21 protein-coding genes are annotated in these 25,463 nt (G+C 51.5%); 11 read left to right on the forward strand and 10 right to left on the reverse strand.

Annotated features, from left to right (window positions below):
• The first annotated feature begins 220 nt into the window (after positions 1-220).
• The gene (locus ACAW87_RS19725; RefSeq protein WP_370725358.1) at positions 221-1,423 is read left to right on the forward strand and encodes a vanadium-dependent haloperoxidase; all 1,203 of its coding nucleotides are present in this window, start codon (positions 221-223) and stop codon (positions 1,421-1,423) included.
• Positions 1,424-1,474: 51 nt separating this feature from the next.
• Positions 1,475-2,299, forward strand: coding sequence for a 16S rRNA (adenine(1518)-N(6)/adenine(1519)-N(6))-dimethyltransferase RsmA (gene rsmA / locus ACAW87_RS19730; protein WP_370725359.1), 825 nt, complete (start codon positions 1,475-1,477; stop codon positions 2,297-2,299).
• Positions 2,300-2,406: 107 nt separating this feature from the next.
• On the opposite strand, the gene metG is transcribed toward rsmA, so the two are convergent.
• Positions 2,407-4,539 (reverse strand): methionine--tRNA ligase, encoded by a 2,133-nt coding sequence (metG, locus tag ACAW87_RS19735; protein WP_370725360.1) that lies wholly within the window; start codon positions 4,537-4,539, stop codon positions 2,407-2,409.
• A gap of 275 nt (positions 4,540-4,814) precedes the next feature.
• Between metG and ACAW87_RS19740 the strand changes: the two genes are divergently transcribed.
• Positions 4,815-5,837, forward strand: coding sequence for an NAD-dependent epimerase/dehydratase family protein (locus tag ACAW87_RS19740; RefSeq protein WP_370725361.1), 1,023 nt, complete (start codon positions 4,815-4,817; stop codon positions 5,835-5,837).
• A 160-nt stretch (positions 5,838-5,997) separates the two neighbouring features.
• Entirely contained in the window at positions 5,998-7,401 is a 1,404-nt protein-coding gene (locus ACAW87_RS19745) for a tetratricopeptide repeat protein (RefSeq protein ID WP_370725362.1), read from the forward strand.
• A 125-nt stretch (positions 7,402-7,526) separates the two neighbouring features.
• Here ACAW87_RS19745 and ACAW87_RS19750 read toward each other — a convergent pair whose 3' ends face one another.
• Both ACAW87_RS19750 and ACAW87_RS19755 read right to left on the reverse strand, forming a co-directional pair.
• A complete protein-coding gene (locus tag ACAW87_RS19750) occupies positions 7,527-7,961 on the reverse strand; it encodes a Dabb family protein (RefSeq protein ID WP_370725363.1) in 435 nt (144 codons plus the stop codon).
• 91 nt (positions 7,962-8,052) lie between these two features.
• Positions 8,053-9,270, reverse strand: coding sequence for an NADP-dependent isocitrate dehydrogenase (locus ACAW87_RS19755; RefSeq protein WP_370725364.1), 1,218 nt, complete (start codon positions 9,268-9,270; stop codon positions 8,053-8,055).
• A gap of 118 nt (positions 9,271-9,388) precedes the next feature.
• On the opposite strand from ACAW87_RS19755, the gene ACAW87_RS19760 reads away from it, so the two are divergent.
• The 3 genes from ACAW87_RS19760 to ACAW87_RS19770 all read left to right on the forward strand — a co-directional run bounded on the left by ACAW87_RS19760 (position 9,389) and on the right by ACAW87_RS19770 (position 13,106).
• Positions 9,389-9,850, forward strand: coding sequence for a hypothetical protein (locus ACAW87_RS19760; protein WP_370725365.1), 462 nt, complete (start codon positions 9,389-9,391; stop codon positions 9,848-9,850).
• A 94-nt stretch (positions 9,851-9,944) separates the two neighbouring features.
• Positions 9,945-11,429 carry an amidohydrolase gene (locus ACAW87_RS19765; protein WP_370725366.1) on the forward strand — a complete coding sequence of 495 codons (1,485 nt, stop codon included), beginning with the start codon at positions 9,945-9,947 and terminating at the stop codon, positions 11,427-11,429.
• Between the two features lie 21 nt (positions 11,430-11,450).
• Positions 11,451-13,106, forward strand: a complete 1,656-nt coding sequence (locus ACAW87_RS19770) for an amidohydrolase (RefSeq protein WP_370725367.1) — start codon at positions 11,451-11,453, stop codon at positions 13,104-13,106.
• Between the two features lie 203 nt (positions 13,107-13,309).
• Here ACAW87_RS19770 and ACAW87_RS19775 read toward each other — a convergent pair whose 3' ends face one another.
• On the reverse strand, positions 13,310-14,233 hold the full coding sequence (locus ACAW87_RS19775) for a DUF58 domain-containing protein (RefSeq protein WP_370725368.1): 924 nt from the start codon (positions 14,231-14,233) through the stop codon (positions 13,310-13,312).
• Positions 14,234-14,496: 263 nt separating this feature from the next.
• Positions 14,497-14,943, reverse strand: a complete 447-nt coding sequence (locus tag ACAW87_RS19780; protein ID WP_370725369.1) for a septal ring lytic transglycosylase RlpA family protein — start codon at positions 14,941-14,943, stop codon at positions 14,497-14,499.
• A 271-nt stretch (positions 14,944-15,214) separates the two neighbouring features.
• Between ACAW87_RS19780 and ACAW87_RS19785 the strand changes: the two genes are divergently transcribed.
• From ACAW87_RS19785 to ACAW87_RS19795, 3 genes are all read left to right on the forward strand, one after another.
• Positions 15,215-15,538, forward strand: coding sequence for a DUF3276 family protein (locus ACAW87_RS19785; protein WP_370725370.1), 324 nt, complete (start codon positions 15,215-15,217; stop codon positions 15,536-15,538).
• Positions 15,539-15,737: 199 nt separating this feature from the next.
• Complete coding sequence (gene ychF / locus ACAW87_RS19790; RefSeq protein WP_370725371.1) at positions 15,738-16,838, forward strand: redox-regulated ATPase YchF; 1,101 nt, start codon at positions 15,738-15,740, stop codon at positions 16,836-16,838.
• Between the two features lie 126 nt (positions 16,839-16,964).
• Positions 16,965-17,546, forward strand: a complete 582-nt coding sequence (locus ACAW87_RS19795) for a TetR/AcrR family transcriptional regulator (protein ID WP_370725372.1) — start codon at positions 16,965-16,967, stop codon at positions 17,544-17,546.
• Between the two features lie 83 nt (positions 17,547-17,629).
• Here ACAW87_RS19795 and ACAW87_RS19800 read toward each other — a convergent pair whose 3' ends face one another.
• Together ACAW87_RS19800 and ACAW87_RS19805 are read right to left on the reverse strand one after the other, a co-directional pair.
• Complete coding sequence (locus ACAW87_RS19800) at positions 17,630-18,349, reverse strand: porin family protein (protein WP_370725373.1); 720 nt, start codon at positions 18,347-18,349, stop codon at positions 17,630-17,632.
• A 108-nt stretch (positions 18,350-18,457) separates the two neighbouring features.
• Complete coding sequence (locus ACAW87_RS19805) at positions 18,458-19,186, reverse strand: porin family protein (RefSeq protein ID WP_370725374.1); 729 nt, start codon at positions 19,184-19,186, stop codon at positions 18,458-18,460.
• A gap of 328 nt (positions 19,187-19,514) precedes the next feature.
• Here ACAW87_RS19805 and ACAW87_RS19810 point away from each other — a divergent pair, with 328 nt between their 5' ends.
• On the forward strand, positions 19,515-20,690 hold the full coding sequence (locus tag ACAW87_RS19810; RefSeq protein ID WP_370725375.1) for an acyl-CoA dehydrogenase family protein: 1,176 nt from the start codon (positions 19,515-19,517) through the stop codon (positions 20,688-20,690).
• Positions 20,691-20,832: 142 nt separating this feature from the next.
• On the opposite strand, the gene ACAW87_RS19815 is transcribed toward ACAW87_RS19810, so the two are convergent.
• The 3 genes from ACAW87_RS19815 to ACAW87_RS19825 form a co-directional block, all read right to left on the reverse strand.
• Positions 20,833-21,528: a hypothetical protein gene (locus ACAW87_RS19815; RefSeq protein WP_370725376.1), complete on the reverse strand. Its 696-nt coding sequence runs from the start codon at positions 21,526-21,528 to the stop codon at positions 20,833-20,835.
• Positions 21,525-22,142 carry an RNA polymerase sigma factor gene (locus ACAW87_RS19820; protein ID WP_370725377.1) on the reverse strand — a complete coding sequence of 206 codons (618 nt, stop codon included), beginning with the start codon at positions 22,140-22,142 and terminating at the stop codon, positions 21,525-21,527. The genes ACAW87_RS19815 and ACAW87_RS19820 overlap by 4 nt, the downstream gene beginning before the upstream one ends.
• A gap of 255 nt (positions 22,143-22,397) precedes the next feature.
• Positions 22,398-25,418, reverse strand: a complete 3,021-nt coding sequence (locus ACAW87_RS19825) for a serine hydrolase domain-containing protein (protein WP_370725378.1) — start codon at positions 25,416-25,418, stop codon at positions 22,398-22,400.
• Between the last annotated feature and the right edge of the window lie 45 nt (positions 25,419-25,463).

Here is a 25,463-nt window from a genome sequence, read left to right on the forward strand (position 1 = left end):
CTAATTTTCAAGCTTACGAATCAGTAGATTAGGTAAGTTCGGTTGGTTTATGATCATAAAACAGGCCCACACATTGCATTGGGTTACGATGAAGAAAGTTTATATACTCTTCGTATTAATGGGTCTGGCAGCTTGCCAACAACCTGACCCAGAACCTACTCCAGTACTGGATCCGGAAACGAACGTGGCCGTACGCTGGGGACAGCTCACGCTTACTCTCATGCATCAGTTGCCGCAGAACTCGCCCACCTTCGGGTCGAGGGCCCTGGGTTATGCCGGGCTGACCATGTACGAATGCGTGGTGCATAGTAGTCCGACTCACCGCTCACTGGCCGGGCAGCTAACCGGCCTGACCAACCTACCGTTACCCGGGCCGGGGCAGCAGTACAACTACTCTCTAGCCCTCAATGCAGGTCAGGCCACTATCCTGAAGAGCCTGTTCAGTTTCGTGCCCGAGCGCCTGACTAAAGTCGATTCGCTGGAACGGGTGATTTACCGGGAGTTGGCAGAAAAGGATCAACCAGAGGTAATCGACCGATCGATCGCTTACGGACAAAGTACCGCAGAGGCCATTTTTACATGGTCTAAAACCGACGGAGGCCATGAAGGGTACAAACGTAATTTTGATCCTGGCTATAGCTTTCCGCACGGGGCGGGTTACTGGGTTGCACCTGTTATGGGACAGATCGTTACCAGTTTTCCGCTGCACCCAACCTGGGGAACTAACCGCACGTTTGTCCCCAAAAACAGCACAATCCCGGTTCCGGCTATACTACCCTATTCAAAAGATCCTAAAAGCGAGTACTACCAGCAGTGTCTGGATGTGTACCAGAAGAACAGAACATTGAAGTACAGCGAAAAAGCCATTGCCGCCTGGTGGGCCGACGACCCAACCGAAACCTATTCGCCGCCCGGTCATTCGTATAATCTGGTCAATATTGTCGTCAAAACGGCGGCGCCTGATTTGGTCAAAGCCGCCGAAACCTATGCACGCGTCGGTATGGCTGTAGCTGATGGCTTTGTTAACTGCTGGAAGGCCAAGTTCACGTACCACTGCGAACGACCTTCGACCTTTGTTCGCGCCAACATTGACCCCAACTGGACACAGTTCTGGCCCGAACCGCCTTTCCCGGCTTTTTATTCCGGTCATTCCGTTCAGTCGGCAGCTACGGCAACAGTGTTGGCCGACCTTTACGGCGCTCGTTTTCTGTTTGTCGATAACACCCACGAAGGCCGACCTCGCGATTCGTTTCGAGGGATCGATTACCTGCCCCGCTCGTTCAGTTCGTTTTGGGCCACGGCCGAAGAAGCAGCGCTATCGCGCTTTTACGGCGGCATTCATACCGAGCAAGACAATCAGATTGGGCTGGCTGAAGGCAAAAAAGTGGGACAACATATCAACGCGCTATCCTGGCAACGGTAAACACTTGTTGGCTGCCCCTACCGTTGCGGGGGTTCTTCGTACCTTTGTCAGATGAAATCACACCGCCCGGGCGACCCAAATTACGTAAAGCCCAAGAAACACCTCGGCCAGCATTTCCTGACTGACATGAGCGTCTCCATGCGGATCGCCGAGCTTCTCAGCGGCCATGCTGGTCTGGACGGAGTACCCTATAAGAAAGTGCTGGAAATTGGTCCCGGAACAGGTGTATTGACGCAGTTCTTACTGAAAGACAGTCGCTTTGAACTCGACGTAGTAGAGATTGATACCGAGTCGGTAACGTACCTGAAACGAAACGTACCTGAATTGAAGGGGCACATTATCGAGGGCGACTTTCTGCAAATGAAGCCCACCGATTTCTACGACGAGACTAAGGAGCCCTTTGCCGTGATTGGCAATTTTCCTTATAATATCTCCAGTCAGATTTTCTTTAAAGTGCTCGAAATGCGCGACCGCGTGCCGGAAGTGATCGGTATGTTGCAGCACGAAGTAGCCATGCGCCTCGCCTCCGGCCCCGGCAACAAAGACTACGGCATCTTAAGCGTATTCCTGCAAGCCTGGTACGACGTCACCTACGAATTCAAGGTAGGACCAGAAGTGTTTAACCCGCCGCCAAAAGTGCATTCGGGCGTGATTCGTTGCCGTCGGAACAGCAAGAGCGATTTAGGTTGCGATGAGCGCAAATTCACACAGGTCGTGAAACACGGTTTTAACCAACGGCGTAAAACCCTGCGCAACGCCCTGAAACCACTTGGCATCACCGAAGCTGCCGCCGCCAGCCCCTTCATGGACAAACGCGCTGAACAACTCAGCGTAGCTCAGTTTGTGGAGCTGACGTTGATGATGATGCCAGAATAGGTCAGTTTGTGGTTTGTCGTGTGAGGTTTGTGGTTGCGCTGCTAAGCCCACGAAATGATGAATCAGCAGCGCAACCATAAACCTCACACGACAAACTACCAACCAATTTAAGAAACCGTCCCTCCGTTCCAAACCGCTTTACTCGGCGGCAGCATCGCCAGGGCACCATCGGCGTCTTCGGCCATCAGGATCATGCCTTGTGAAACGTGGCCCATCATCTTGCGGGGTGCCAGATTAGCCAGGAAGGTTACCTGCTTGCCGATCAATTCCTCAGGTGTGAAATGCTTGGCAATACCGCTGAGAATCTGCCGGCTACCCATACCGTCTTCTACCTGCAATTTCAGCAGTTTATCACTTTTAGGCACGCGCTCGGCCTCCGTAATGGTGCCAATCCGAATGTCCAGCTTGGCGAAGTCATCGTATGTAATTTCGGCTTTCAGTTCAGGTACGGTCTGTTGTAGAGACGCAAGATTTTGCGTCTCTACACTTGCGTCAGCAATGCTTGCATCAGGCAACGTACTTGGTGTTTCGTTAGCGTTCATTTCTTTTGTCTTGTTCAGTTTGTCGATCTGTACCTGAATAAATTCGTCTTCGAGTTTGGCGAAAAGCAACTCCGCCGGAGCCAGCTTTGCCCCTTCTACCAACAAGTCGGCGCGACCGGCGTTGGTCCAGTCCAGTTTCTCTTGCAGACCTAACTGCGCATGAAGCTTTTGTGCTGTAAAGGGAAGAAAAGGCTCGCACAGAATGGCCAGATTCGCCGCAACCTGCAAGGCGAGGTTCAGAATGGTGTTGGCACGCTGCGGATCGGTCTTCACTACTTTCCACGGCTCCGTTTCGGCGAAATACTTGTTGCCCAACCGCGCTACGTCCATCAGTAAGCCAAGCGCTTCGCGGAATCGATACTGCTCAATCGCCTGTCCAATCCGGTCGGGGTACTGCGCCAGCTCATCCATCAATGCCTGATCGATAGCAATCTGTGTTTCGTCGAGCGGAACAGAAAACGCAGGTACGTGTCCCTGATTGAACTTCTCGGTCAACACTACGGCGCGGTTCACGAAGTTGCCAAAAATGCCAACCAGTTCGGAGTTGTTCCGAGTCTGGAAATCTTTCCACGTAAACTCCGAATCTTTGGTTTCGGGCGCACTAGCCGCCAAAACGTACCTGAGCACATCCTGCTTGCCGGGCAGTTCATCCAGGTATTCGTGGAGCCACACGGCCCAATTGCGCGACGTGCTGATCTTGTCGCCTTCGAGGTTCATGAACTCATTGGCAGGTACGTTATCGGCCAGAATCAGGCTTCCCTCAGCCATCAGCATAGCCGGGAAGATGATGCAATGGAACACGATGTTGTCTTTGCCGATGAAATGCACCAGCTTGGTGTTATCGTCTTTCCAATACAACTCCCAGTCGCGACCCTGCTGAGCGGCCCATTCTTTGGTCATCGAGATGTAGCCAATCGGCGCATCGAACCAAACGTAGAGCACCTTCCCGTCTGCATCGGCCAACGGCACTTTAATGCCCCAATCCAGGTCGCGCGTCATGGCGCGGGGACGTAACCCCTCTTTCAGCCACGACTGGCACTGACCAAATACGTTGGTTTTCCACTCAGTATGGCTGTTGACATACTGCTCAATCTGGGGCTGCATCCGGTCGAGCGGCAAGTTCCAGTTTTTAGTCTGCCGCTTCACCGGTTTAGAGCCCGACAGCGTTGAATGAGGCTCAATCAACTCGTTGGGGCTGAGCGCCGTACCGCAACGCTCGCACTGATCGCCGTAGGCATTCGGGTTAGCGCAAACCGGACAGGTACCTACAATGTAGCGGTCGGCCAGAAACTGGTTGGCCACCTCATCGAAGTACTGCTCGGTCACTTCCTCATCGAAATAGCCTTTGTCGAACAAGGTCGTAAAGAACTGCTGCGACGTTTCGTGGTGCACCGGATTGGAGGTACGCGAGTAAATATCGAACGAGATGCCAAACTGCTCAAATGAGTCTTTTATCTGTGCATAGTACTTATCGACGACCTGCTGCGGCGTTATGCCTTCTTTTTTGGCCTTGATGGTGATAGGCACGCCGTGCTCGTCAGTTCCCGAGATGAAGGCAACATCTTTACCCGTTCCGCGCAGGTAACGCACGTAGATATCAGCCGGTAGGTAACAGCCGGCCAGGTGACCGATATGAATAGGCCCGTTGGCGTAAATAAGCGCCGCCGTGACGGTATAGCGTTGTGGATTTTCGAGCATAAAATACTGTTTGATGTTTGTTGTTTGAGGTTTGATGTTGCGTTGCTCATCAGCGAAGCAACATCAAACCTCAAACAACAAACATCAAACTCATTTTCATTGGGCTACAAAATTAGCCATTCAAGGGCAAGAGTTGTTATGTTTACGCAATTACCAGCTACAGCCAACCCCGCCGAAACTGGGCAAGCTGTACCTGAAGCTACCTTCTGACCGTCATGGAAGACAACACCGCCCCCGATACCAGCAACTTTCTGGACTGGGTTATCAACTATTGAATGACCTCATCACTATCTAACTCAACGCTTGTTACTGGCGCAACAGGCCTCATTGGCTCGCATGTGGTGCGCTACTTGTTGTCACTTGGGCGGCCAGTTTCGGCTATTTATCGGAGTCAGAACGGCTACGGATTACTGACCGATGTGGCCGATCAAATCACCTGGCTCGACGGTGATGTGCTGGATATTCCATCGCTCGAAACGGCCATTACGCCCGGTTGTGATGTGATTCACTGCGCGGCCATTGTGTCGTTTGTGCCGAAAGACCGCGCTCGTATGGAGCAGATCAATGTGGAAGGAACGGCTAATGTGGTCAATGTTTGTCTGATGGCAGGCGTACGGAAACTCGCTTATCTTAGTTCGGTTGCTGCATTGGGAAGGCCCGAATCGAAGAGCAACGTACCTGGACAACCCGTTGTCTTGACCGAAGAACAGAAGTGGGAAGAATCGCCGCTGAACTCGGCCTACGCTAAAACGAAATACCGAGCTGAGCTCGAAGTATGGCGCGGCAGTGCCGAAGGGCTACCCGTGGTGATGGTGAACCCGACCGTTGTACTCGGCGAAGGCGACTGGACACGCAGCAGCACACAACTGGTTAAGTACGCATATGACGAGAAACCGTTTTACACAGAAGGCGACATCAATTACGTGGATGTGCTCGATGTAGCAGAAGCTATCGTTAAACTACTTCACAGCCCCCTTGTCGATCAGCGCTTTATCCTGAATGCAGGAGCCCTGCCCTACCAGGACTTCCTATCGCAACTAGCTATAGCCCTGGGAAAGAAACCGCCTAGTATTCGGGTTCCGCCGGGACTGGCAAAAATCCTGGCATCGCTGGAATCCGTACGTTCATGGCTGACAGGTACGTCGCCGCTCATTACGCAGGAAACTGCCCGGGGTGCCAGTCATAAATATTACTATCCCGGCCTACCTATTACACAGGTTATTGATTTACAGTACCGACCGCTGGATGTGACGTTGAATCGAATTGCCAGTCAAGTAAAGCGCATGGAAAGTATTTGAACCGGGCTATTGAAGTTTGTGTTTTTATCTATATATTTCATAACAACATCGGATAAATCGCGCCCGTGGTGCGGCCCCTATCCCCTGCGGTACGACTTTCGGCTTACGCATTCCGCTTTTCGCAAATCGTAAGTGGTAGTTCGAGAATCGACACAGCTACATGGAGCAAGAGTTTGACGAACGGGCTGGCGACATCAAAGAGAGCATTCAGCGCTTTGAGCAGATGCTCGCCAGCGAAGAAAATTTTTATTTTGACCTCGACGTCTACGAACGGCTGGTTGAACATTACCTCAACGAGGCGGACCTTGAGCGTGCTTTTAAAGCGGCAGAATCAGGGCTCGCCAATTTTCCTTATGCTCTGGAATTGATGCTCGATCGGGCACAAATCCTGGCTAACTTTCAACGTTTTGATGAAAGCATTGACCAGCTAGACAGCGCTGGTCTGTTCAATCCCGGTGACCTCGACGTGCAATATATGCGCGGTACAGTGTTAAACATGGCCGGGCGGTTCGAGGAGTCGATCGAAGTGTTGACCGACATGCTTGACCGCACCGACGATCAGGACGATGTGTTTTTTCAGATGGCCCAGAGTTACCAGAACTGGGGCAAATTTGAAGAGGCCGTGGCGCACTACAAAAAGGCCATTGACCTTAATCCAAGCAACGAAAGTGCTTTATACGAACTCTCGTTCTGTCTCGACATCAATGGCGAGTTGGAGGCCAATTTGCCTTATTACGAGGGGCTTATCGATAAAGATCCTTACTCGTTCAATGCCTGGTACAATCTCGGCATTGCGTATAGCAAACTGAGTCGGTTCACCGAAGCAGCAGACGCCTACGACTATGCGATTGTAATTAAGGAAGATTTCGCCTCAGCGCATTTCAACCTGGGTAACACGTACATGAACCTCGGTCAGTTTGATAAGGCCGAGGGTGCGTATCGATTGACGCTGAAGTACGAAGAACCAACAGCTGACACCTACACACATCTGGGCGCCTGTCTGGAACGTCAGGATCGGTTACCGGAAGCGATAAAAGAGTACCGCGAAGCCACCAAGTTAGATCCGCTCTGGGACGAAGCCTGGTATGGCATTGGTGCCTGCATGAGCGAGTTGGGCAAATGGTACGAAGCCATTCCCTTCCTGCAAAAAGCAATTAAACTCAACGACAATAACGCTGATTACTACGTCATTCTGGCCGAAACGGAATACAAAATAGGCAATGTCGTTTCCAGCATCGAAGCCTTTGAAAAAGCATCGGAAGTTGACCCTGCCAATGCCGACGTCTACCTGATGTGGTCGCTGATTCCATTCGATCAGGGCGACTATGATAAAGCGTTTGGCGTGATTCAGCTTGGCCTGGCCGAGTTACCACAGGAAGCCGACTTATACTACCGGGCGGTGGTGTACCAAATCTATGCGGGCAATTACCGGGAAGCGTTGCTCAATCTGGAAACGGCTCTAACCCTTGATTACGATACGCACGTACAACTGTTCGAGTTTTTCCCCGAATTGGAGAAGCAGAAGGCGCTCTACAAAATCATTCAACAGTATCACGATAAATAAAGGAGGAAAGGGAGAACGGAGGAAGGGGAGAAGGGATTGCTTACGCCAGTTTATTTGCTCTGGCGTAAGCAATCCCTTCTCCCCTTCCTCCGTTCTCCCTTTCCTCCTTTTTACTTTCCTCCTTTTTACTTTCCTTTATTCGTGAAGTCAACCACCGTTACGTCGGCCAGCCAGGGGCCAACGATGCCACCGAAAGCTTTGTGGGCCGGGTGTGGCAGGTACGTGTCACGGTCTTTCTCGTTATCGAACGTCAGAATAAACGCGTGGGTCAGGCCTTTGTCGAGTTTCTCGGGGCTGTTGTTGGTTCCCCACTGAAATCCTTTGATCTCTTTGATTTGTGAGGGTAATGCTTCAAAAGCAGCGACGATCTCAGCTACTTTTTCCGGGGTTGCCTCCGGTTTGAACTTAAACAATACGATGTGTTGAACCATAGATTTGACGGCGATTCGTGCCGCGGTTTGTTTTTTAGGGGGCCTTGGCGTTTCAGTAGTCGGGCTTGCGGCGAAGGAGCTTACTGACAGCAGCGTTGCGGCGAAAAGAAAAGCGATTGATTTTACCATGGTAGGGTTGGTTTTGGGGTAAAGAAAAGACCTATAAGGTTTCGGGAAACCTTATAGGTCTGGAAAAGTAGACAACATCTACTATTTACCGTTACGCCAGTTTCGCCTGCAACGCCTGATCCAGCGCGTCGAGGAAATCTTCGGTGTTCAGGTAGTGCTCATTGGCCATCAATTTGGTTCCCTGCGGATATACCGACAAAGCCAGGTCTTTGGTCATTTTGCCACTTTCAACCACTTCCACGCAAACGGCTTCCAGCGCATTAGCGAAATCGATCAGCGGTTGGTTGTCGTCAAGCTTACCACGGAAGGCCAGACCACGCGTCCACGCGTAGATCGAAGCGATTGGGTTAGTGCTCGTTTTGTTACCTTTCTGGTATTCACGGTAATGACGCGTCACGGTTCCGTGAGCAGCTTCCGCTTCCATCGTCTGTCCGTCGGGTGTAACCAGTACCGAGGTCATCAGACCCAGTGAACCGAAGCCCTGCGCTACGGTGTCTGACTGTACGTCACCATCGTAGTTTTTACAGGCCCACACGAAATTGCCGTTCCATTTCAGCGCCGATGCCACCATGTCATCGATCAGGCGGTGTTCGTATTCTACTTTACCAGCATATTCGGTATCGTAAATCTCCTGGAAAATATCCTTGAAACGACCGTCGTACTTTTTCAGGATCGTGTTTTTGGTCGATAAGTACAACGGCCAGCCTTTCTGCATGGCTACGTTCATACAGGCGCGGGCAAACCCACGAATCGACTCGTCGACGTTGTACATACCCATGGCCACACCAGCGGCTTTGAAATTGTACACGTCGAAATCCATCACCGTTCCGTCTTCACCTTCGAACTTCATCGTCAGTTTACCGGGGCCGGGCACTACGAAATCGGTAGCGCGGTATTGATCACCGAACGCGTGACGACCAATGATGATCGGGGCAGTCCAGTTGGTAACCAGGCGGGGTACGTTCTGCATCACGATTGGCTCGCGGAAAACAGTACCATCCAGAATATTGCGGATCGTGCCGTTTGGCGACTTCCACATTTGCTTCAGACCAAACTCTTCAACACGCTGCTCATCAGGGGTGATGGTCGCACATTTGATACCTACACCGTACTGTTTAATGGCGTTGGCAGCATCGATTGTTACCTGATCATTGGTTTCATCGCGGTATTCGATGCCAAGGTCAAAGTATTTGATATCAACGTCAACGTAAGGAAGAATCAGCTTGTCTTTAATAAACTTCCAGATAATGCGGGTCATTTCGTCGCCATCCAGTTCCACTACCGGATTAGCCACTTTAATTTTTTCCATTGTACTGCGGTTAGATGCGAGAATAATCGATACAAATTGGGCGCAAAAGTACTACATCTTCACGGGTTTGGCTCCAACCCTATGCCCACAAAACGGGTCATGCACAAAAACTAAGCTTATGAAACGCTACCTTTTCCTGCTTTTGTTACCGTTACTGTTCGCTACCTGCAAAGAAGGGGACAATGTTTCGCCTAACAGTGAGCTAATTGGCCGCTGGTCGCTCGTGGCACAGCGCGACACCGCAGGGGCGTGGCAGCCACTTCTCCCCCTTGTACCCGTTGTGCTTGAGTTCAGACGAGACGGCTCTGTCGACTACCTCAACGGCAACGGTCAGCCTCAGCGGGGTTGCTGCCAACCTACACAATACGCTACAAAGCGGCCGGAACCCTGCCCAATCAACGCGTCATGTCTTCAGGTAGCCTTCTTCATCGATTTTACCGATCATGTGCTCTGCCCAAACGCATACTGCGCGCTCGTACGGGGATGGACAGTCTTTCACATCGACGATACGTACCTGGACATATATGCCAGTAACGGCAACACCCTGGTTACCGGCTTTCGCTACCAACGCATTCGGTAACGAACACAGCCTCAACAGAATCTGACTTGAAGAGTACCTTGACGATTTCTGTTTTTTAGTATCTTGTAGGACAACCCAATTACTGTACACCTACATGGGAAAAACCTACTTTTTTATCGCTTTTCTGCTGCTTCCTGCGCTCGTCAAGGCGCAAAGCAATAAAAAAGCCTTCCCCAATAAGGGAAAGGCAGCTATAACCTCAAAAGAACAGGCACAGGTTATCAGCCAATTAGACAAGCAGTATACGCATTATTCGGATTTAGCCCGTGCCATCTGGAAACTCGCCGAACCGGGGTACCTGGAAGAAAAAACGACCGGCCTCTTGCAAGATGAACTACGGCAAAACGGCTTTACCATCACTCAGGGAGCAGGGGGGATTCCTACGGCTTTTGTGGCTAGTTATGGCAGCGGTTCACCCGTAATCAGCCTACTGGCCGAGATGGATGCCCTACCGGGACTGTCGCAGGATTCGGTGCCCGTTCGTAAGCCACTCGTCAGCAATGCCTACGGACACGGGTGCGGCCATAACCTGTTTGGCGTTGGCTCGGTGGCGGCAGCCATTGCGGCAAAACAGTGGCTTCAGCAAAGCGGTAAGCCGGGCACTATTCAACTGATTGGCACCCCGGCCGAAGAAGGCGCTGGTGGTGGCAAGACATACCTGGTTCGTGCGGGCCTTTTCAACCAGGTAGACGCCGTCCTACACTGGCATCCGGGGGCTAACAACAGCGCCAGTCCGTCGTCGTCACTGGCGTATCGGGTTGCGCTGTTTCGATTTAATGGGCAGGCAGCGCATGCCGCCGCCGCACCCGAAAAAGGGCGTTCAGCATTAGATGCCGTTGAAGCCATGGATTACATGGTGAACTTGATGCGGGAACACGTCACCCCCGAAACCCGAATTCATTACGTGATCAAGCAGGGTGGGCTCACCTCCAATATCGTTCCCGACTACGCCGAAGTGGAATATACGATCCGCCATCCATCGGCCAAGGGGCTGGAAGACGTATGGGCACGCATTATGAAAACGGCGCAGGCTGCCGCCCTGGGCACCGAAACAACCATGACCTACGAGGTAATGGCTGGCTTGTACAACCTGCTCCCCAACGAAACGCTGGCCCGTTCCATGCACAACAGCCTTCAGGAAGTGGGTGGGGTTCGGCTTACTGCCAGTGAAACAGACTTTGCCAACAAGATTCGCCAAACAATAGCCACCTCTACGCTGCCACCCCTAAGCCAGTCCGAAGATGTATTACCGTACGCGCCGGGTGGTATTACACCGGCTTCTACCGATGTGGGTGATGTAAGCTGGGTGGTACCCACGGCTGGTTTATCTACGGCGACCTGGGTACCCGGCGTACCGGCGCATAGCTGGCAGGCAGTTGCCTGCAACGGGATGTCGATTGGCTTTAAAGGGATGATGGTAGCCGCCAAAACTCTCTCGCTCACTGCCATCGATTTGTTTCAGCATCCCGAAGCCATTGCCAATGCAAAAGCGGAACTTCAGGCGGCCCGAGGCGGTGACCAGTTCAATTACAAATCGCTTGCGGGTGATCGGAAACCCCCACTCGATTACAGAAAATAATCAACCTGATAGACTCCCCATATGAAACACACGTACCTATTCTTCATCGCCCTACTTCTTTTGCCCGCCGCGCTACTGGCGCAGAAACCCAAAAAACAACCCGCCCTTACGCCACTCGACAAGCTTAAAGCCGAAGCAGCGGCTGCTGTCGACGCACGAAAGGATCAGGCGCAACAGATCAACGACATGCTGTTCAGCTATTCGGAACTGGGCTTTCAGGAAGTCGAAACATTTACGTACCTGACCACTTTACTCGAAAAAGAAGGGTTTACCATCCAGAAAAACATCTCGGGAATGCCCACCGCCTGGATCGCCACCTGGGGAAGCGGTAAGCCCGTCATCGCCATTGGCTCCGATGTCGACTGCATTCCGAAAGCCAGCCAGAAACCCGGCGTAGCCTACCGCGACCCCATCGTCGACGGCGCTCCTGGACATGGCGAAGGGCACAATTCAGGGCAGGCGCTAAACATCGTTGCGGCCCTGGCCGTGAAGAAACTGATGGAACGCGATAAAATTCCGGGTACGTTGATGCTCTGGCCCGGTGTTGCCGAAGAGCTGGTAGGTGCCAAAGCATTTTACATTCGGGATGGCTATTTCAAGGATGTCGACGCCTGTATTTTCACCCACGTTGGCAATAATCTGGTTACCTCTTACGGCGATGCTGGCAACAACGGCCTCATTTCGGTGCGGTTCACCTTTGAGGGCTCCGCAGCCCACGCAGCGGGCGCTCCGTGGCGGGGCCGGTCGGCGCTGGATGCGGTGGAGTTGATGAATATAGGCTGGAATTTCCGTCGCGAACACCTCGAACTCACCCAACGATCTCACTATGTAATCTCCGATGGCGGCGACCAGCCCAATGTTGTTCCCTCGAAAGCATCGGTCTGGTATTACTTCCGCGAACGTAGCTACCCCAAAATCCGTAGCCTGTTTGAAACAGGGCTGGCTATAGCGGAAGGAGCTGCTAAAATGACCGACACCAAGTTCACCTACGATATTCTGGGATCGGCCTGGCCGGGGCATTTTAATAAACCGATTGCCGAGGCTATGTCAGAGAACATCAAGAAAGTGGGATTACCTACCTGGTCGCCCGACGATCAGATGCTGGCCAAAGCCACCCAAAAAGAGATGATGGCCCGCAAAGTAGAAGGGCTGGCCATTAAACTGGACAGCCTGGGCCTGCCTGCTAATACCGCCCCGACCATGATGATGGGCGGGCAATCATTCGTCCCGCTTACTGGTGGTTCCGATGACATTGCCGACATTGCCTGGTCGGTGCCCACCATCGTTCTCCGCTACCCCAGCAACATTCCCGACCTACCTGGTCACCACTGGAGCAACGCTATTTCGATGGCCACACCGATTGCCCACAAAGGCATTGTAGCCGGTGCCAAAGCTGAGGCAATGACCCTACTCGACCTGCTATTAAAACCCGAATTGATTCAGAAGGCGAAGGAATACTACGTCAACGAGCAAACGAAAGACCTGAAATACACGCCGCTTATTACGGCCAAAGAGAACCCGGCGGTCTACCTGAATGAGAAAATCATGACCGATTTCAAACCGAAGCTTCAATCGTTCTATTATGACCCAGCCAAGTACAAGACGTACCTGGAACAGCTTGGCATCAAGTATCCCACGTTGCGGGAGGACCAGAAAGCCGCGGCCGCTGGGAAGTAGAGTTGCTTACGGATAAACAAGATTGCTTCGCGCATCGTGCCCTTCGACCGCGGCGGCGGACCGTTCCGCTCAGGGTGACATCAGCCATCATCATGCTCAGTCAAACATCCAGGTGGTAATTGTCACCCTGAGCGGAGCGGTCCGCCGTCGCGGTCGAAGGGCACGATGCGCGGAGCAATCTAATTTAGTGTTAACCCTTCTTCTTACCGCATCTTCGTGCGTTTCACCAGATAGGCACTCAGGACGGGCTCGAAACCCTGGGCAATATCGGCTTCGATGAAGTCGATGCGGTACTGAGCGCAGCGCATTTTCAGACTTTGCAGGTAATCGCCAACAGCCTGTTTATAGGCATCGCGTACCTGATTGGGTTGCAATTTTACCCGCGCATCGGTTTCCAGATCGATGAATTCGTAGGGACGGTCGTCAAAAGCAAATGCCTGCTCGGTTTTGCGATCGGTCACGTGAAAGATAAGTACCTCGTGCAGGTTGTGGCGCAGATGCTGAAGGGCCGAAAACAGGGCGTCCTGTCGGTCAGGGTCGGCACCGGCGGTATCGAACATATCGCTGAAGAGCACCACCAGCGATCGTTTATTGATCTTCTCGGCAATCTGGTGAATCACTTCGGCCGTGCTCGTGCGTCGGTTAGGTTTGGGTGATTGCAGCACCTGATCGAGCAACGTAAAAATTTTATGCACATGGCCCGGCGTCGATTTTACGGGCGTTTGTACCTCAATCTCGTTCGAGAATGTACACAGGCTTACCGCATCACGCTGTTTTTGAAGCATATAGGCCAGGCTGGCAGCACCCATTGCACTAAACGTTACCTTCCCGTAATCCTTCTCCGGGTAATACATCGACGACGACGTATCGATCAGCAAATGACAGCGAAGGTTAGTCTCTTCTTCGTACCGTTTTACGAAAAGTTTATCTGTTTTACCGTACACTTTCCAGTCAATATAGCGCGTGCTCTCGCCGGGATTATACAGACGGTGCTCGGCAAACTCAACCGAAAAGCCGTGGAAAGGCGATTTATGCAAACCCGTAATGAATCCCTCAACGAGTTGACGGGCCAAAAATTCGACGTTTCCGAATGAACGTACCTGCGATAAGTTGAGTGTGTTTGCCACAGAGAAAGAGACTGGTAGCACCGAAGCTCCAGCTTCGGTAGTATAACAACGTGCAAACTGCCGAAGCTGGAGCTTCAGCGCTACATTCTAACGTCTAATATCCACAATCCAGCGTCGTTTACAAACAAAAAACCTGATTCGTGAGTCTGGCGCCCTACTTAGGGAATTGCAAAAAGGGGGCCAGCCCGTGAATCAGGTTTTAAAAAATCGGACTGTACTCGTCCGCACAGGTTAGGCTACGTCGCTATGTAGCTATACCGTTTTTACAGTACCGGCATCAAATCCGGTAGTAGTGGTGAACGCCTGTCAAGCGTTAGCGAATGATCGAGCAGTGCCACCATCTTGGTTGGATTCACTACCCGAAGGGTAACATTGGCTACACCTCGTCCGAGCATGCCAATGGCTTTAGCGGCGGCGTATGTCATATCGACAACACGGCCTTTTGTAAACGGCCCCCGATCATTGATCCGGATGATGACCGACTGCTGGTTTGCCTTGTTTGTTACTTCAACCAGCGTATTGAATGGTAGATACCGGTGAGCTCCCGTAAATATGTGTTGCTTTACACGCTCACCATTACTTGTTCTGCGCCCTTCAAACTTATTGGCATAATAAGACGCTTTACCTTCCTGCTGTATGAGGCCCTTCGCAGGAGCCTCTGTCGGATGGATACTGCCCGAAAACAGCAGTAGGGACATTAGTAAACTCATACAGTTTTTGGTTAGTGAAACAATTAAAAGAAGACCTAATTAAACTAGGATTCATAACGCCCTCTTTCACCAAAAAATGCAATTCCCGTAACACAAAGATAAGTATAACACCTTAAAAAGCAATGGTTTGCCCGAGCGGTGTCTGGCAGCGGTCAAATCGAGCGTAACCGCTGAATCATAAATAGGCAGTAAATTATTTTATGGTTTGCTTACTAACCTATATGCCAATCAGCGTACTTTGGCAGTCTACAATGGTTAACTTTTTCGACAAGTGGAGGAACGAGATAAAGAGAAAATTTACTCAAAACGGGTACGGGCGGGCAAGAGAACCTATTTTTTCGACGTTAAAGCAACGCGCGGAAATGATTACTACCTGATCCTGACCGAGAGCCGCCGCCAGCCTCAGGGTGACAGTTTCAGCTACGAGAAACAGAAAATGTTTCTCTACAAAGAAGATTTTGCCAAGTTCATTGAAGCACTGCAGGAGACAATCGACTACGTAAAAACAGAGTTGATGCCTGATGTTGACTTCGCTCAGTTTGACCGGAAGGAAGAAGTAGGCGATGAAATAAGCAGTAGCCTAAAATGGGAATAATCCTATTTACGTCATGATTGCATTACCAAGCCCCGGTACCCTGTCCGAGGCTTTTTTGTTGTACTTTTACGAATCTGAACTATCGTTCCAGGTCGATAGCCCGAAGCCTTAACAGTTATAAGGTCTACAAAATGTCTTCAGACTATGGACTATTAACCTGATTCGACTTTCCAGACTATATAGCTATAGACTACAATTCATGGGACTTCAATGTGGTATTGTGGGCTTACCGAACGTTGGTAAATCCACCTTATTTAATGCGATTTCGAGCGGTAAAGCCGAAGCAGCCAATTATCCTTTCTGCACCATCGAGCCAAATGTTGGCGTGGTGACCGTACCCGATCCACGACTCGACTCGCTCGAAACACTGGTCAATCCGCAGCGTGTGGTACCAACTATTATCGAATTTGTCGACATTGCCGGACTGGTGAAAGGAGCTAGTCAGGGAGCTGGTCTAGGAAACAAATTTCTGGCCAACATTCGCGAGGTCGATGCCATCGTTCACGTTGTTCGTTGCTTTGAAGATGACAACATCGTGCACGTTGAAGGCCGGGTCGATCCCGTTTTCGACAAAGAAATCATCGATGCTGAACTGCAACTTAAAGATTTAGAGTCAGTTGACAAGAAAATTCAGAAGGTTGAGCGCAATGCCAAATCAGGCGACGCTAAAGCGAAGGCATCACTCGAAATTCTGAAACAGTATAAAACAGCCCTGGAACAGGGCAAAAGTGCCCGCACCGTTCAGGTTACGCCCGAAGAGCAGGAAGAAGCGATCGGCGATATCGATCTGCTGACCGTGAAACCCGTTTTGTACGTAGCCAACGTAGATGAGGGTTCGCTACCCGATGGCAATGCGTATTCTGATAAACTTCGCGAAGCCGCCAAGGCAGAGGGTGCCGAAATCGTGATCATTTCAGCCGGTATCGAATCGCAGATCGCCGAGATGGAAGATGCCGAAGAGCGTGAGCTCTTTCTGAGCGAATACGGACTGACCGAATCGGGCCTAAGTAAGCTTATCCGGGCTTCGTATGGCCTCTTGGGATTGATCACCTATTTCACCGCCGGTGTAAAAGAAGTACGTGCCTGGACGATCCGTCGCGGCTGGAAAGCCCCGGCAGCAGCAGGCGTCATTCATACCGATTTCGAGAAGAAATTCATCCGCGCTCAGGTAATAAAACTCGCTGATTTCGAACACTATAAGTCAGAATCAGCCGTTCGCGAAGCAGGAAAACTTTCCGTTGAAGGTAAAGAATACGTCGTTCAGGACGGCGACATCATGGAATTCCTGCACGGAGCATAAAATTAAGTTTACAGTTTTCAGTTTACTGTCTTCAGTTGCGATGCCACACCAAAATCAGGTACGTTAGCAGCGCATCGCGACGGCGAACCGCAGTAAACTGAAAATTGTAAACAGAAAACTGTTTATATGGCTCGACCAAAAGCATTTGCGGAACAGGATGCCCTGCACGCGGCGATGGAAACGTTTTGGCGGAAAGGGTATCACCATACCTCCATGCAAGATCTCGTTGACTCAATGGGTATCAACCGCGCCAGCCTCTACGATACCTTTACCGACAAGCACACGCTCTACCTGAATGCGCTAGAACGGTACCGTGACCTGAACTGCGCCGATATGGCCGAAGCGGTTGCCGGAGCAACTACGGCAAAGGCAAAAATTCACGCCATATTCGACCGGGCTATTGCCGAAACCCTCGACGATCAGGAGCACAAAGGTTGTTTCATGACCAACGCTACGCTGGAAATGCTACCTCACTACGCCGACGTTCAGTCCATTGTAGCCGATAATTTTGAGCAACTCGACCAGACGTTTCGTGAGTTGATCGACAATGGCAAAACCAGCGGAGAATTCAGCAGCAACCTGGCACCCGATCAGGTGGTTCCTTACCTGATGAGTCAGCTTTCGGGGATTCGTGTTCTCGGCAAGGCAATTCCGAATGGACCAATGCTCGGCCAAATTGTTGATTTGGCCCTCTCCATTCTGGATTAAAAACTTTGACCCTCTTAACGCAACAGCCCGACCAATATCAATTGGTCGGGCTGTTGCGTTATATAACGTACCTGAAAAGCAGACTAGTTGCGGATTGGCAACTTACGATCACCAGGCTGATACTGACGGCCAATGCCGAAGTTGTAACCCAAACCAATCGTAATCATCTGGTTACGAAGGTCAGTAGAATTAACTGCCACATTCGTAATGCCATGCGTATACCGGGCATCAGCAGTGAAACGCTGCCGATCACCAACCCGGAAGTTGGCTTGGAAACCTGCAGTCAAACCCAAGTCAGCAGAGCGATACAAGTCTGTAGTAACCGTCTTGACATCTTTACCATCAGCCGCTTTTTCACGAGTGTACGCATTGAGGCGAAGAGCGGGAACAACCCCGAAAAACACGTTAGGCCGGAAATTTCCAGATCTGTTGAGGAAGTACCGGGCAGTAATAGGCAGTTCTAAGTAATTGATCCGATTTGTGTAAGTAGTTGCAACACTACCCAAATTGGTCTTCGACTGAACGCCCCGCTGCGAATACAACAGATCAACGGCGGCACCGAACCGGCTAACGTCGCTGTAGATAAAACCAACGCCAGCCGACAGCCCCGGCAGTAATTGATTGTCTCTCGAGTCTGGATCAATCGCATTGCGTTGCTCATTTACCGCATCGCTGCCTACGAAGTTGGTTAGATTCAGGCCGACCCGTGGACCGAAACTCCACCGCTGCCGAGACTGACTGTAGCTAACAGATTGAACAAAGAGAAGTGCAATGATGAGTAGTGTAATACGTGCGTTTTTCATAACAGGGTGATTGATGGTTTTAATTGGGCTGTCAGCCTATTGCGAAACAGACTGACAGCCAATATTTCTATGTATCTGATCTTCGTTGACATCAGACACCAGTTGTAACTACCGGTTGCGAATCGGCAGTTTACGATCACCAGGCTGATACTGACGGCCGATACCAAAGTTATAGCCTAGTCCAACCGTGATCATCTGATTATGCAGGTTACTGGTGAATTCAGAAATGTTGGGGACACCATACGTGTAGCGGGCATCTACCGTGAAACGCTGCCGGTCGCCAGTGCGGAAGTTAGCTTGAAAACCAGCAGTCAGACCCAAATCGCCTTTTTTGAAACGGTCGTTAACATTCCCTGTATTCGTTGAATTTGCAGGCTTGTCAACTTGCTTGGTGCTAAGCAAAACAGCAGGCACGATACCGGCATAAACGTTAGGCCGGAAATTACCGGACCGGTTCAAAAAATAACGCGCCGTAATGGGCACCGATAAATAATTGAGCCGTGTGTTCCGTGTAAACTCTGTATTGTTCGTGGTGGCGGCTGTCTGATTACCCCGCTGAGAGTACAAGACATCAAAAGCAAACCCAAACCGACTGATGTCACTGTACATAAAACCTACCCCTGCCTCGATACCCGGCAACAGCCGATTGGTCTCTACGCTACTGGCATTAGAAGGTAACTCGCCAGTGCCATAAGTATCCGCGTCGGGACCAGCAAAGTTGGTTAGATTAAGATTCACCCGTGGACCAAAGCTCCACCGCTGACGAGACTGACTGTAGCCAGTTAATTGAATAAAAAAGAGTGTAACGATGAGTAGAGCGAAACGTGCGTTTTGCATAATAAGATGATTGATGGATTTAGTCCGGCAAATTATTTTTCTTAATTAGTTGCTTGTCAATCAGTTATAGCATTAAAAAATTGCTTTGCCAGACTAGCAGTATGAAATTTCTACGTTGATTGACTGTTCCGATAACGGTAATGCGGGGGGTTTGTTTCAAAAAGTTTAATAGTTTTTGTGAATGGCCCGCATTCTGTAGCTTTGATCGACCATCTAGCTCAACTACGCGAAATGACTTTTTCTGGATTTTTCAGGAGCGAACATAGGACGCCACTCAGTAGATAGTATACTCGAATTGCCCCCAAACTCGCATCAACAAAAAAAAACCATGAAACGCCCTTCGCTGTATTTTTCCGATGAACATGACCTGTTTCGGCAAAGTGTTCGACAGTTCATTGACAAAGAAGTTGTACCCAACACCGAGGCCTGGGAAACAGCCCGGCGCATTCCGGTCTCCGTGTTTCAGCGGATGGGTGAACTGGGGTTTCTGGGTCTCCCCTTCCCTGAAGCGTATGGCGGTTCCAACACCGATTTCTGGTTTTCGGTCGTGTTCCTTGAAGAATTGGCGCGTTGCGGCATGGGTGGGTTTACCACCGCCGTAAGCGTCCACGAGTACATGGCCATTAACCATATTGCCAAAGCGGGGAGTGAGCACCTGAAACGAACGTACCTGGCCCCGGCCATCGCTGGTCAGAAAGTGGCGGCGTTGGCCATTACGGAGCCCGATACAGGTTCTGACGTAGCCGCTATACGCACAACGGCCCACCGCCTGGGCGACGAATACATCATCAACGGGGCCAAAACGTTTATCAGCAACGGCACTTACGGCGATTTTGTCACGCTAGCGGTGAAGACCGCCCCCGAAAAAGGGCTAAACGGTATCAGCCTGATCGTGGTCGATTTAAACAGCCCCGGCATAACCCGAACCAAGCTAAATAAGATGGGCTGGCACTCGTCTGACACGGCCGAGATCCGTTTCGACGGGGTACACGTACCTGCCGACAACCTGATAGGCGTCGAGAATTCGGGCTTTTATTATCTGATGGAAAGCCTGCAACTTGAACGCCTGGTAGCCGCGATCATGGCCGTTTCGGGAGCCGAGATTGCTTTGGAGTGGACGCTAACGTACCTGCACGAGCGCGAAGCTTTCGGTAAATCCATCGGAAAGTTTCAGGCAATCAGACACCAAGTTGCTGATGTAGCTACCGAAGTAGCAGTGGCGAAGCAGTTCGTGTACCACACCTGCTGGCTCTTTGCGCAGGGCGAACCGGTAGTAAAAGAATGCTCGATGGCAAAGCTGCATACTTCCGAAATGCAAAAACGCGTGATCGATACCTGCCTTCAATTTTTCGGAGGCTACGGGTACATGGAAGACTACCCGATCTGTCGGGCTTACCGCGACGCCCGCGTAGGCACTATTGCTGGAGGTACGTCGGAGATCATGCGCGAAATAATTGCCAAAATCGTGATCGATGCCGTGGCGTATAAGCCAGCGTATTCGTAGGCGGTGCAGCACACCATCTAAGAACTTTCTCTAGCGCCTGACCTATTTGGTTATCTCAAACCAAGCAGGGCTTTTGTCATCCCGACAACGGAGGGATGACAAAAGCCCTGCACACCAACATCTGAAGATCGCCCTGTCTTCTCTAATTTAAAAACGCCCGCTCCGTGTTGACGTAGCGACGGTTAGGAGCCTCCAACTCTAGTTTGGGGAGCAAAGGCATTTCGTCATTCATGGCGCAATACGAGCAGTGCTGATACATAACCGGCTCTGCTTCCTCTATCACAACCACGGCTTTCTTCGTAGGTGTCCGATAACTCTTCCGGGATATTTTCCTGGCAGAACCAGGCACTGCCGTTTCCTGAATCGGTTTGGCTACGACTGCCGATACGTTTGGCGTTGTCTCAACCGACGTTGACGTACCCAGATCGTCGGGGTCAATCAGTATGGTACCTGGTTCAATGGCTTGTGGAACAGCTTGTACCGCCTGTTTCTGCCTTTGTGCCGTATTGAAAATCAGGTAGATCGACACAGACAAAACCAACAGCACCGAAGCGACCAAACTAGTTACCCACAGCGGCATCAGGCGCTGGGTGGTGGCCGATTCGTGTACCCGTTCCTGCAAGGCAACGTGCAGATCGCGGGTTTGCAATTTCAGGTTTCCCCCTACCTGCTGTAAAGCGTCGAGGCCGTCGAGGGCGTCGGCATAGAATGGATTTTCGAGCAGCAAACGCTCTACACGGTGCCGGGCTGCGCCGGTTAACTGGTCGGCCTGATAGGCCCGAAGGTCATCGAGAGAAAGCTGATCGGGTGGTGTATGGGATGACGAATGGCGATTCATTTCTGTAAAATCAATTTCAGGTTACGGCGACCATTTTGCAGGTAACTCTTCACCTGTTTGAGGTCATATCCAGTCAGATCGGCTACGTCGGCGTAGCTTTTCTGTTGCAAATAAAATAAGTCGATGCACACGCGTTGCGGGTCGGGCAGGCGGTGCAGGGCATCGGGTAAACGGCTAAGATGACGTTCTATATCCAGCGCCGTTTCATAGTCATCGGGCCGCGCTTCGTTGGGCCACACCACCAGTGATTCAGTCACCGGGCGTTCTTCATCGATCAGATCGGCATCACCACCTTCACCCACCCGCACCCGCTGACTACGCAACTGCATGAGGCAATAATTGCGGGCCACCGAGTGCAGCCAGCTTTTGAAGTTGGTGACCTCGTGCCGCCGCAGATCAACAATGAGTTGCTCGAACAACTGCATCACAGCGTCTTTGCTGTCAGCTTCGTCGCGCAGGTACTTGAAACACACGGCGTAGACCAGTTCCATATGCCGTTCATACAGTTCGCCCAACAGCTCCAGACTACCCGTAGCCTTATAGGCCGCCACATACTCGGCATCGGTAGTGGGGCGGGCCCTACTCGCACTGTTTCTGAACCGTTTGAAGAACATCGACCAGGCACTGTTTTCCAGTTGAACAACAAAGACAACTCATTGATGCCGTGACCTGCCTAATTCCATAAACCAATAGTACACGGATGAGTATGGGTACGCGGATTTCGCTGATTAAAAAGGATTTACGCTGATTTGTAGATTTAAAATGGATTTGCTCTGCTGCGACTGGACAATCCGTTTAAATCCGAAATCTGCGTAAATCCGTTTAATCAGCGAAATCCGTGTTCCATTTTTATCCGCGTTCCATCACCATTACATCACATCGTTTCCGCGACGTATCGCGCGGTAGAAGGCATCAGCAACGCCGGTGCGGGTGCTTAGCTCGCTAATCTTGTTGTTATTGCGCGTGGGATAAACCCGGTTCGACAGGAACACGTAGTTCAGACCAACGGCGGGGTCGATCCAGGTGAACGTACCTGTGAAACCCGAGTGCCCATAGCTCGACGGGCTGGCAAGCCGGGGCGCGTTGCCGTTATATTTGTAGGCCGCTTTCTCGAAGCCCAACCCACGACGATTGCCCAGCTCAGGAAACTGGTAACGCGTAAACTCCGTGATCGTAGCTGAACTGATAAACTGCTGACCGCCGAACGAACCGTGTTGCAGATACAATTGGGTCAACTTCATCAGGTCATTGGCCGTTCCGAACAAACCGGCGTGGCCTGACAGACCATCGAGCATAGCGGCGCCTTCATCATGCACCCGTCCCCAGATCAGCGTTTTGCGGAACAGCGAATCATATTCCGTTGGCACAATCCGGCTGAGCGGGTAGAACCGCCGTGGATTGTAGGTCAGCGTGGTAGCACCGATTGGGCGGTAGAGGCTGTCTTTCATGTACGTCTCGAACGGCACACCGGTGATGCGCTGAACGATCTGCGGATAGAGATAAAACGATAGGTCGCTGTAGACATAATCTCGCTTGGCGCTCAGCGGCGAATCTTTGATCTTATCGAAAATCGTTTTGGCATATTTGCGGTGCAGGAACAGGCTATCCGTTACTTCAATCGGAAATTTGCTTGAGCGCACCGGGCTGAAGGTGTTTTTCTTGAAGGTGCCATCTGGGTTTTTAGTGTCTTGCCAGAACGGAATCCAGGCCTTTAGCTTGGCCTGATGCGTAAGCACATCGCGAAAACGAACGGTGTCTTTGTTCGACTTCTTATAGCCAGGCAGGTATTCGCCCATCGTTCCATCGATGTTGAACTTTCCGGCATCGACAAGGCGCATCAGGGCGGGTGTCGATGTGCTTACTTTCGTTACCGACGCAAAATCGAATAGGTCATCGAGTTTGGTGGGTTGCGCATCGCCGCCGAGGCTTGTATCATAGGTATGTTGACCGTATGCCTTACGGAAAATGACTTTACCATCTTTGGCCAGTTGCACCACACAACCCGGAAATGCCTTCGCCTTCAGGCCCACATTTACCACCGAATCGACCTGCTGCGCCAGGTACGTGCTGCTGATGCCCACCTCTTCGGGAATCGTGTATTTCAGTCGGCCAATGGGCTGAACCGTCACGCCATCGCCCAGACGGTAGGTTTGATTCACCGTTACGGGTAACCGTCCTGATGCGCCAATAGCGCCAAAAATCAGTTGGGCCGAGAGGTCTTCGGTGTGATTGGTGAGTTGGTACGGCATCACAATCGCCTGCGCCTTATCGAGGTCGGCAAACCGGTCGAGCACGTAGGGGTTGCCGAATACCGAAATCACCGCTTTACCCGTATTGGCTAGTTTTTGCACCAGTTCGGCGGTACGGGGCATCATACCGTATTTGGCCCCCGGCCGGATATTGTTCAGATGCACCCCCACCAGTACCGTATTATACTGCTTCAGCGAATCGAGCAGCGCCGTTATCTGCGCATCCGTCGATTTCGACGAAATCTGATACGGAGTTACCGTTGTGTAGTCGCCCAGGCGATTCTGGAAAACCGTTGGTGCAACGGCTTCAACCGATACCGACGCAATGCGAAGCGTGTCGAGACGTTGCAACGGCAGCACATTGCGGTTGTTGGTAACCACCGTCATACTGGCTTCGGTGAGGCGGCGGTTCAGCACCTCCGACTCAGGCCGGTTCAGATCGGCCACCAGGCCATCGAGCACAATGGGTTTGTAGTTATTCAGGCCAGCCCAGTATTTCGCAATCAACATTTTGCGGCAGCGCTCGGCCACGGCCTGCGCCGACAGGGTACGTTCGTCAACCGCTTTGCATATTTCGGCAATGGCGAGCGGAATATTTTCGGTAAATTCAAGAATGTCCATACCCGCTTCCAAACCACGACGGTCGGCCAGGCCAGACGGAAAAAACTTGGTCATGCCCTTCATGTTCATAGCGTCGGAAAAAATCAGTCCGCCAAAACCAAGCTCATTTTTCAGCAAGCCCGTCACGATGTTTGGCGACAGCGTTGACGGCCGATTACGCGTGCTATCGAGCGACGGAATGCTAAGATGCGCCACCATGACGCCCGCCGCCCCTGCTTTGATCAGTTCCCGAAACGGATACAGCTCCAAACTATCCAGTTGCGCCCGACTTTTAACAATCAGCGGCAGGTCGTAATGCGAATCAGTACCCGTATCGCCATGGCCGGGAAAATGCTTTATACTGGTTAACAGCTGATTATCTTGCATACCACGCAGATACGCCAGCGACTTGCGGGAAACGGCGTATTTATCTTCGCCAAACGACCTGAAGTTAATTACCGGGTTGTTTGGGTTGTTGTTAACATCAGCAACGGGCGCAAAATTGACGTGCATTCCAAGCCGCCGCGCCTGACGAGCCAAGTCGGCCCCCATCTGGTAGATCAGTCCTTCACTAGCTTTGGGCAGGCCGCCCAGGGTCATCTGATACGGATAGCGCACGGTACTATCCAGCCGCATGGCAATGCCCCATTCGGCATCCATTGCCACCAGCAGCGGAATTTGCGACGCGGCCTGTAGCCGGTTGCTCAGCTTGGCCTGCCGCATAGGTCCACCCTGAAAAAAGACCACGCCGCCAAGTTGCCAGGTACGTACCAATTGGGTCAGCGAATCTTCGTAGGTACGTGTTCGGTTCGAGTAGCCCGCCACCATAATAAGCTGGGCAATTTGCTGTTCCAGAGACAGATCGGTCATGACCGAATCGGCCCACCGCGCCGATTGTTCCGTATTGCGCAGGAACATGGGGACGGTGTTGGGGAGTGAAATAGGCTTACGAGCAGGGGCAACAGCCGTCTGAGCAAGCAGTTGGGCAGAGAAAGGCAGGAGGAAAAAGACACTTAGCAGTGTCTGGCGAAAAGCAGTCATTCAGAAGAAGATCAAATTGGCTTCTTCAAAAGTAATCACAAAAGG

The sequence above is a fragment of the Fibrella aquatica genome (assembly GCF_041321135.1).
Taxonomy (GTDB): Bacteria; Bacteroidota; Bacteroidia; order Cytophagales; family Spirosomataceae; genus Fibrella; species Fibrella aquatica.

Bases quoted from the DNA above. Each gene is read 5' to 3' on its own strand.
- ACAW87_RS19725 (WP_370725358.1), top strand. From the start codon at position 221: ATGCATCAGTTGCCGCAGAACTCGCCCACCTTCGGGTCGAGGGCCCTG.
- rsmA (WP_370725359.1), top strand. From the start codon at position 1,475: ATGAAATCACACCGCCCGGGCGACCCAAATTACGTAAAGCCCAAGAAA.
- metG (WP_370725360.1), bottom strand. From the start codon at position 4,539: ATGCTCGAAAATCCACAACGCTATACCGTCACGGCGGCGCTTATTTAC.
- ACAW87_RS19740 (WP_370725361.1), top strand. From the start codon at position 4,815: ATGACCTCATCACTATCTAACTCAACGCTTGTTACTGGCGCAACAGGC.
- ACAW87_RS19745 (WP_370725362.1), top strand. From the start codon at position 5,998: ATGGAGCAAGAGTTTGACGAACGGGCTGGCGACATCAAAGAGAGCATT.
- ACAW87_RS19750 (WP_370725363.1), bottom strand. From the start codon at position 7,961: ATGGTAAAATCAATCGCTTTTCTTTTCGCCGCAACGCTGCTGTCAGTA.
- ACAW87_RS19755 (WP_370725364.1), bottom strand. From the start codon at position 9,270: ATGGAAAAAATTAAAGTGGCTAATCCGGTAGTGGAACTGGATGGCGAC.
- ACAW87_RS19760 (WP_370725365.1), top strand. From the start codon at position 9,389: ATGAAACGCTACCTTTTCCTGCTTTTGTTACCGTTACTGTTCGCTACC.
- ACAW87_RS19765 (WP_370725366.1), top strand. From the start codon at position 9,945: ATGGGAAAAACCTACTTTTTTATCGCTTTTCTGCTGCTTCCTGCGCTC.
- ACAW87_RS19770 (WP_370725367.1), top strand. From the start codon at position 11,451: ATGAAACACACGTACCTATTCTTCATCGCCCTACTTCTTTTGCCCGCC.
- ACAW87_RS19780 (WP_370725369.1), bottom strand. From the start codon at position 14,943: ATGAGTTTACTAATGTCCCTACTGCTGTTTTCGGGCAGTATCCATCCG.
- ychF (WP_370725371.1), top strand. From the start codon at position 15,738: ATGGGACTTCAATGTGGTATTGTGGGCTTACCGAACGTTGGTAAATCC.
- ACAW87_RS19795 (WP_370725372.1), top strand. From the start codon at position 16,965: ATGGCTCGACCAAAAGCATTTGCGGAACAGGATGCCCTGCACGCGGCG.
- ACAW87_RS19800 (WP_370725373.1), bottom strand. From the start codon at position 18,349: ATGAAAAACGCACGTATTACACTACTCATCATTGCACTTCTCTTTGTT.
- ACAW87_RS19805 (WP_370725374.1), bottom strand. From the start codon at position 19,186: ATGCAAAACGCACGTTTCGCTCTACTCATCGTTACACTCTTTTTTATT.
- ACAW87_RS19810 (WP_370725375.1), top strand. From the start codon at position 19,515: ATGAAACGCCCTTCGCTGTATTTTTCCGATGAACATGACCTGTTTCGG.
- ACAW87_RS19815 (WP_370725376.1), bottom strand. From the start codon at position 21,528: ATGAATCGCCATTCGTCATCCCATACACCACCCGATCAGCTTTCTCTC.
- ACAW87_RS19820 (WP_370725377.1), bottom strand. From the start codon at position 22,142: ATGTTCTTCAAACGGTTCAGAAACAGTGCGAGTAGGGCCCGCCCCACT.
- ACAW87_RS19825 (WP_370725378.1), bottom strand. From the start codon at position 25,418: ATGACTGCTTTTCGCCAGACACTGCTAAGTGTCTTTTTCCTCCTGCCT.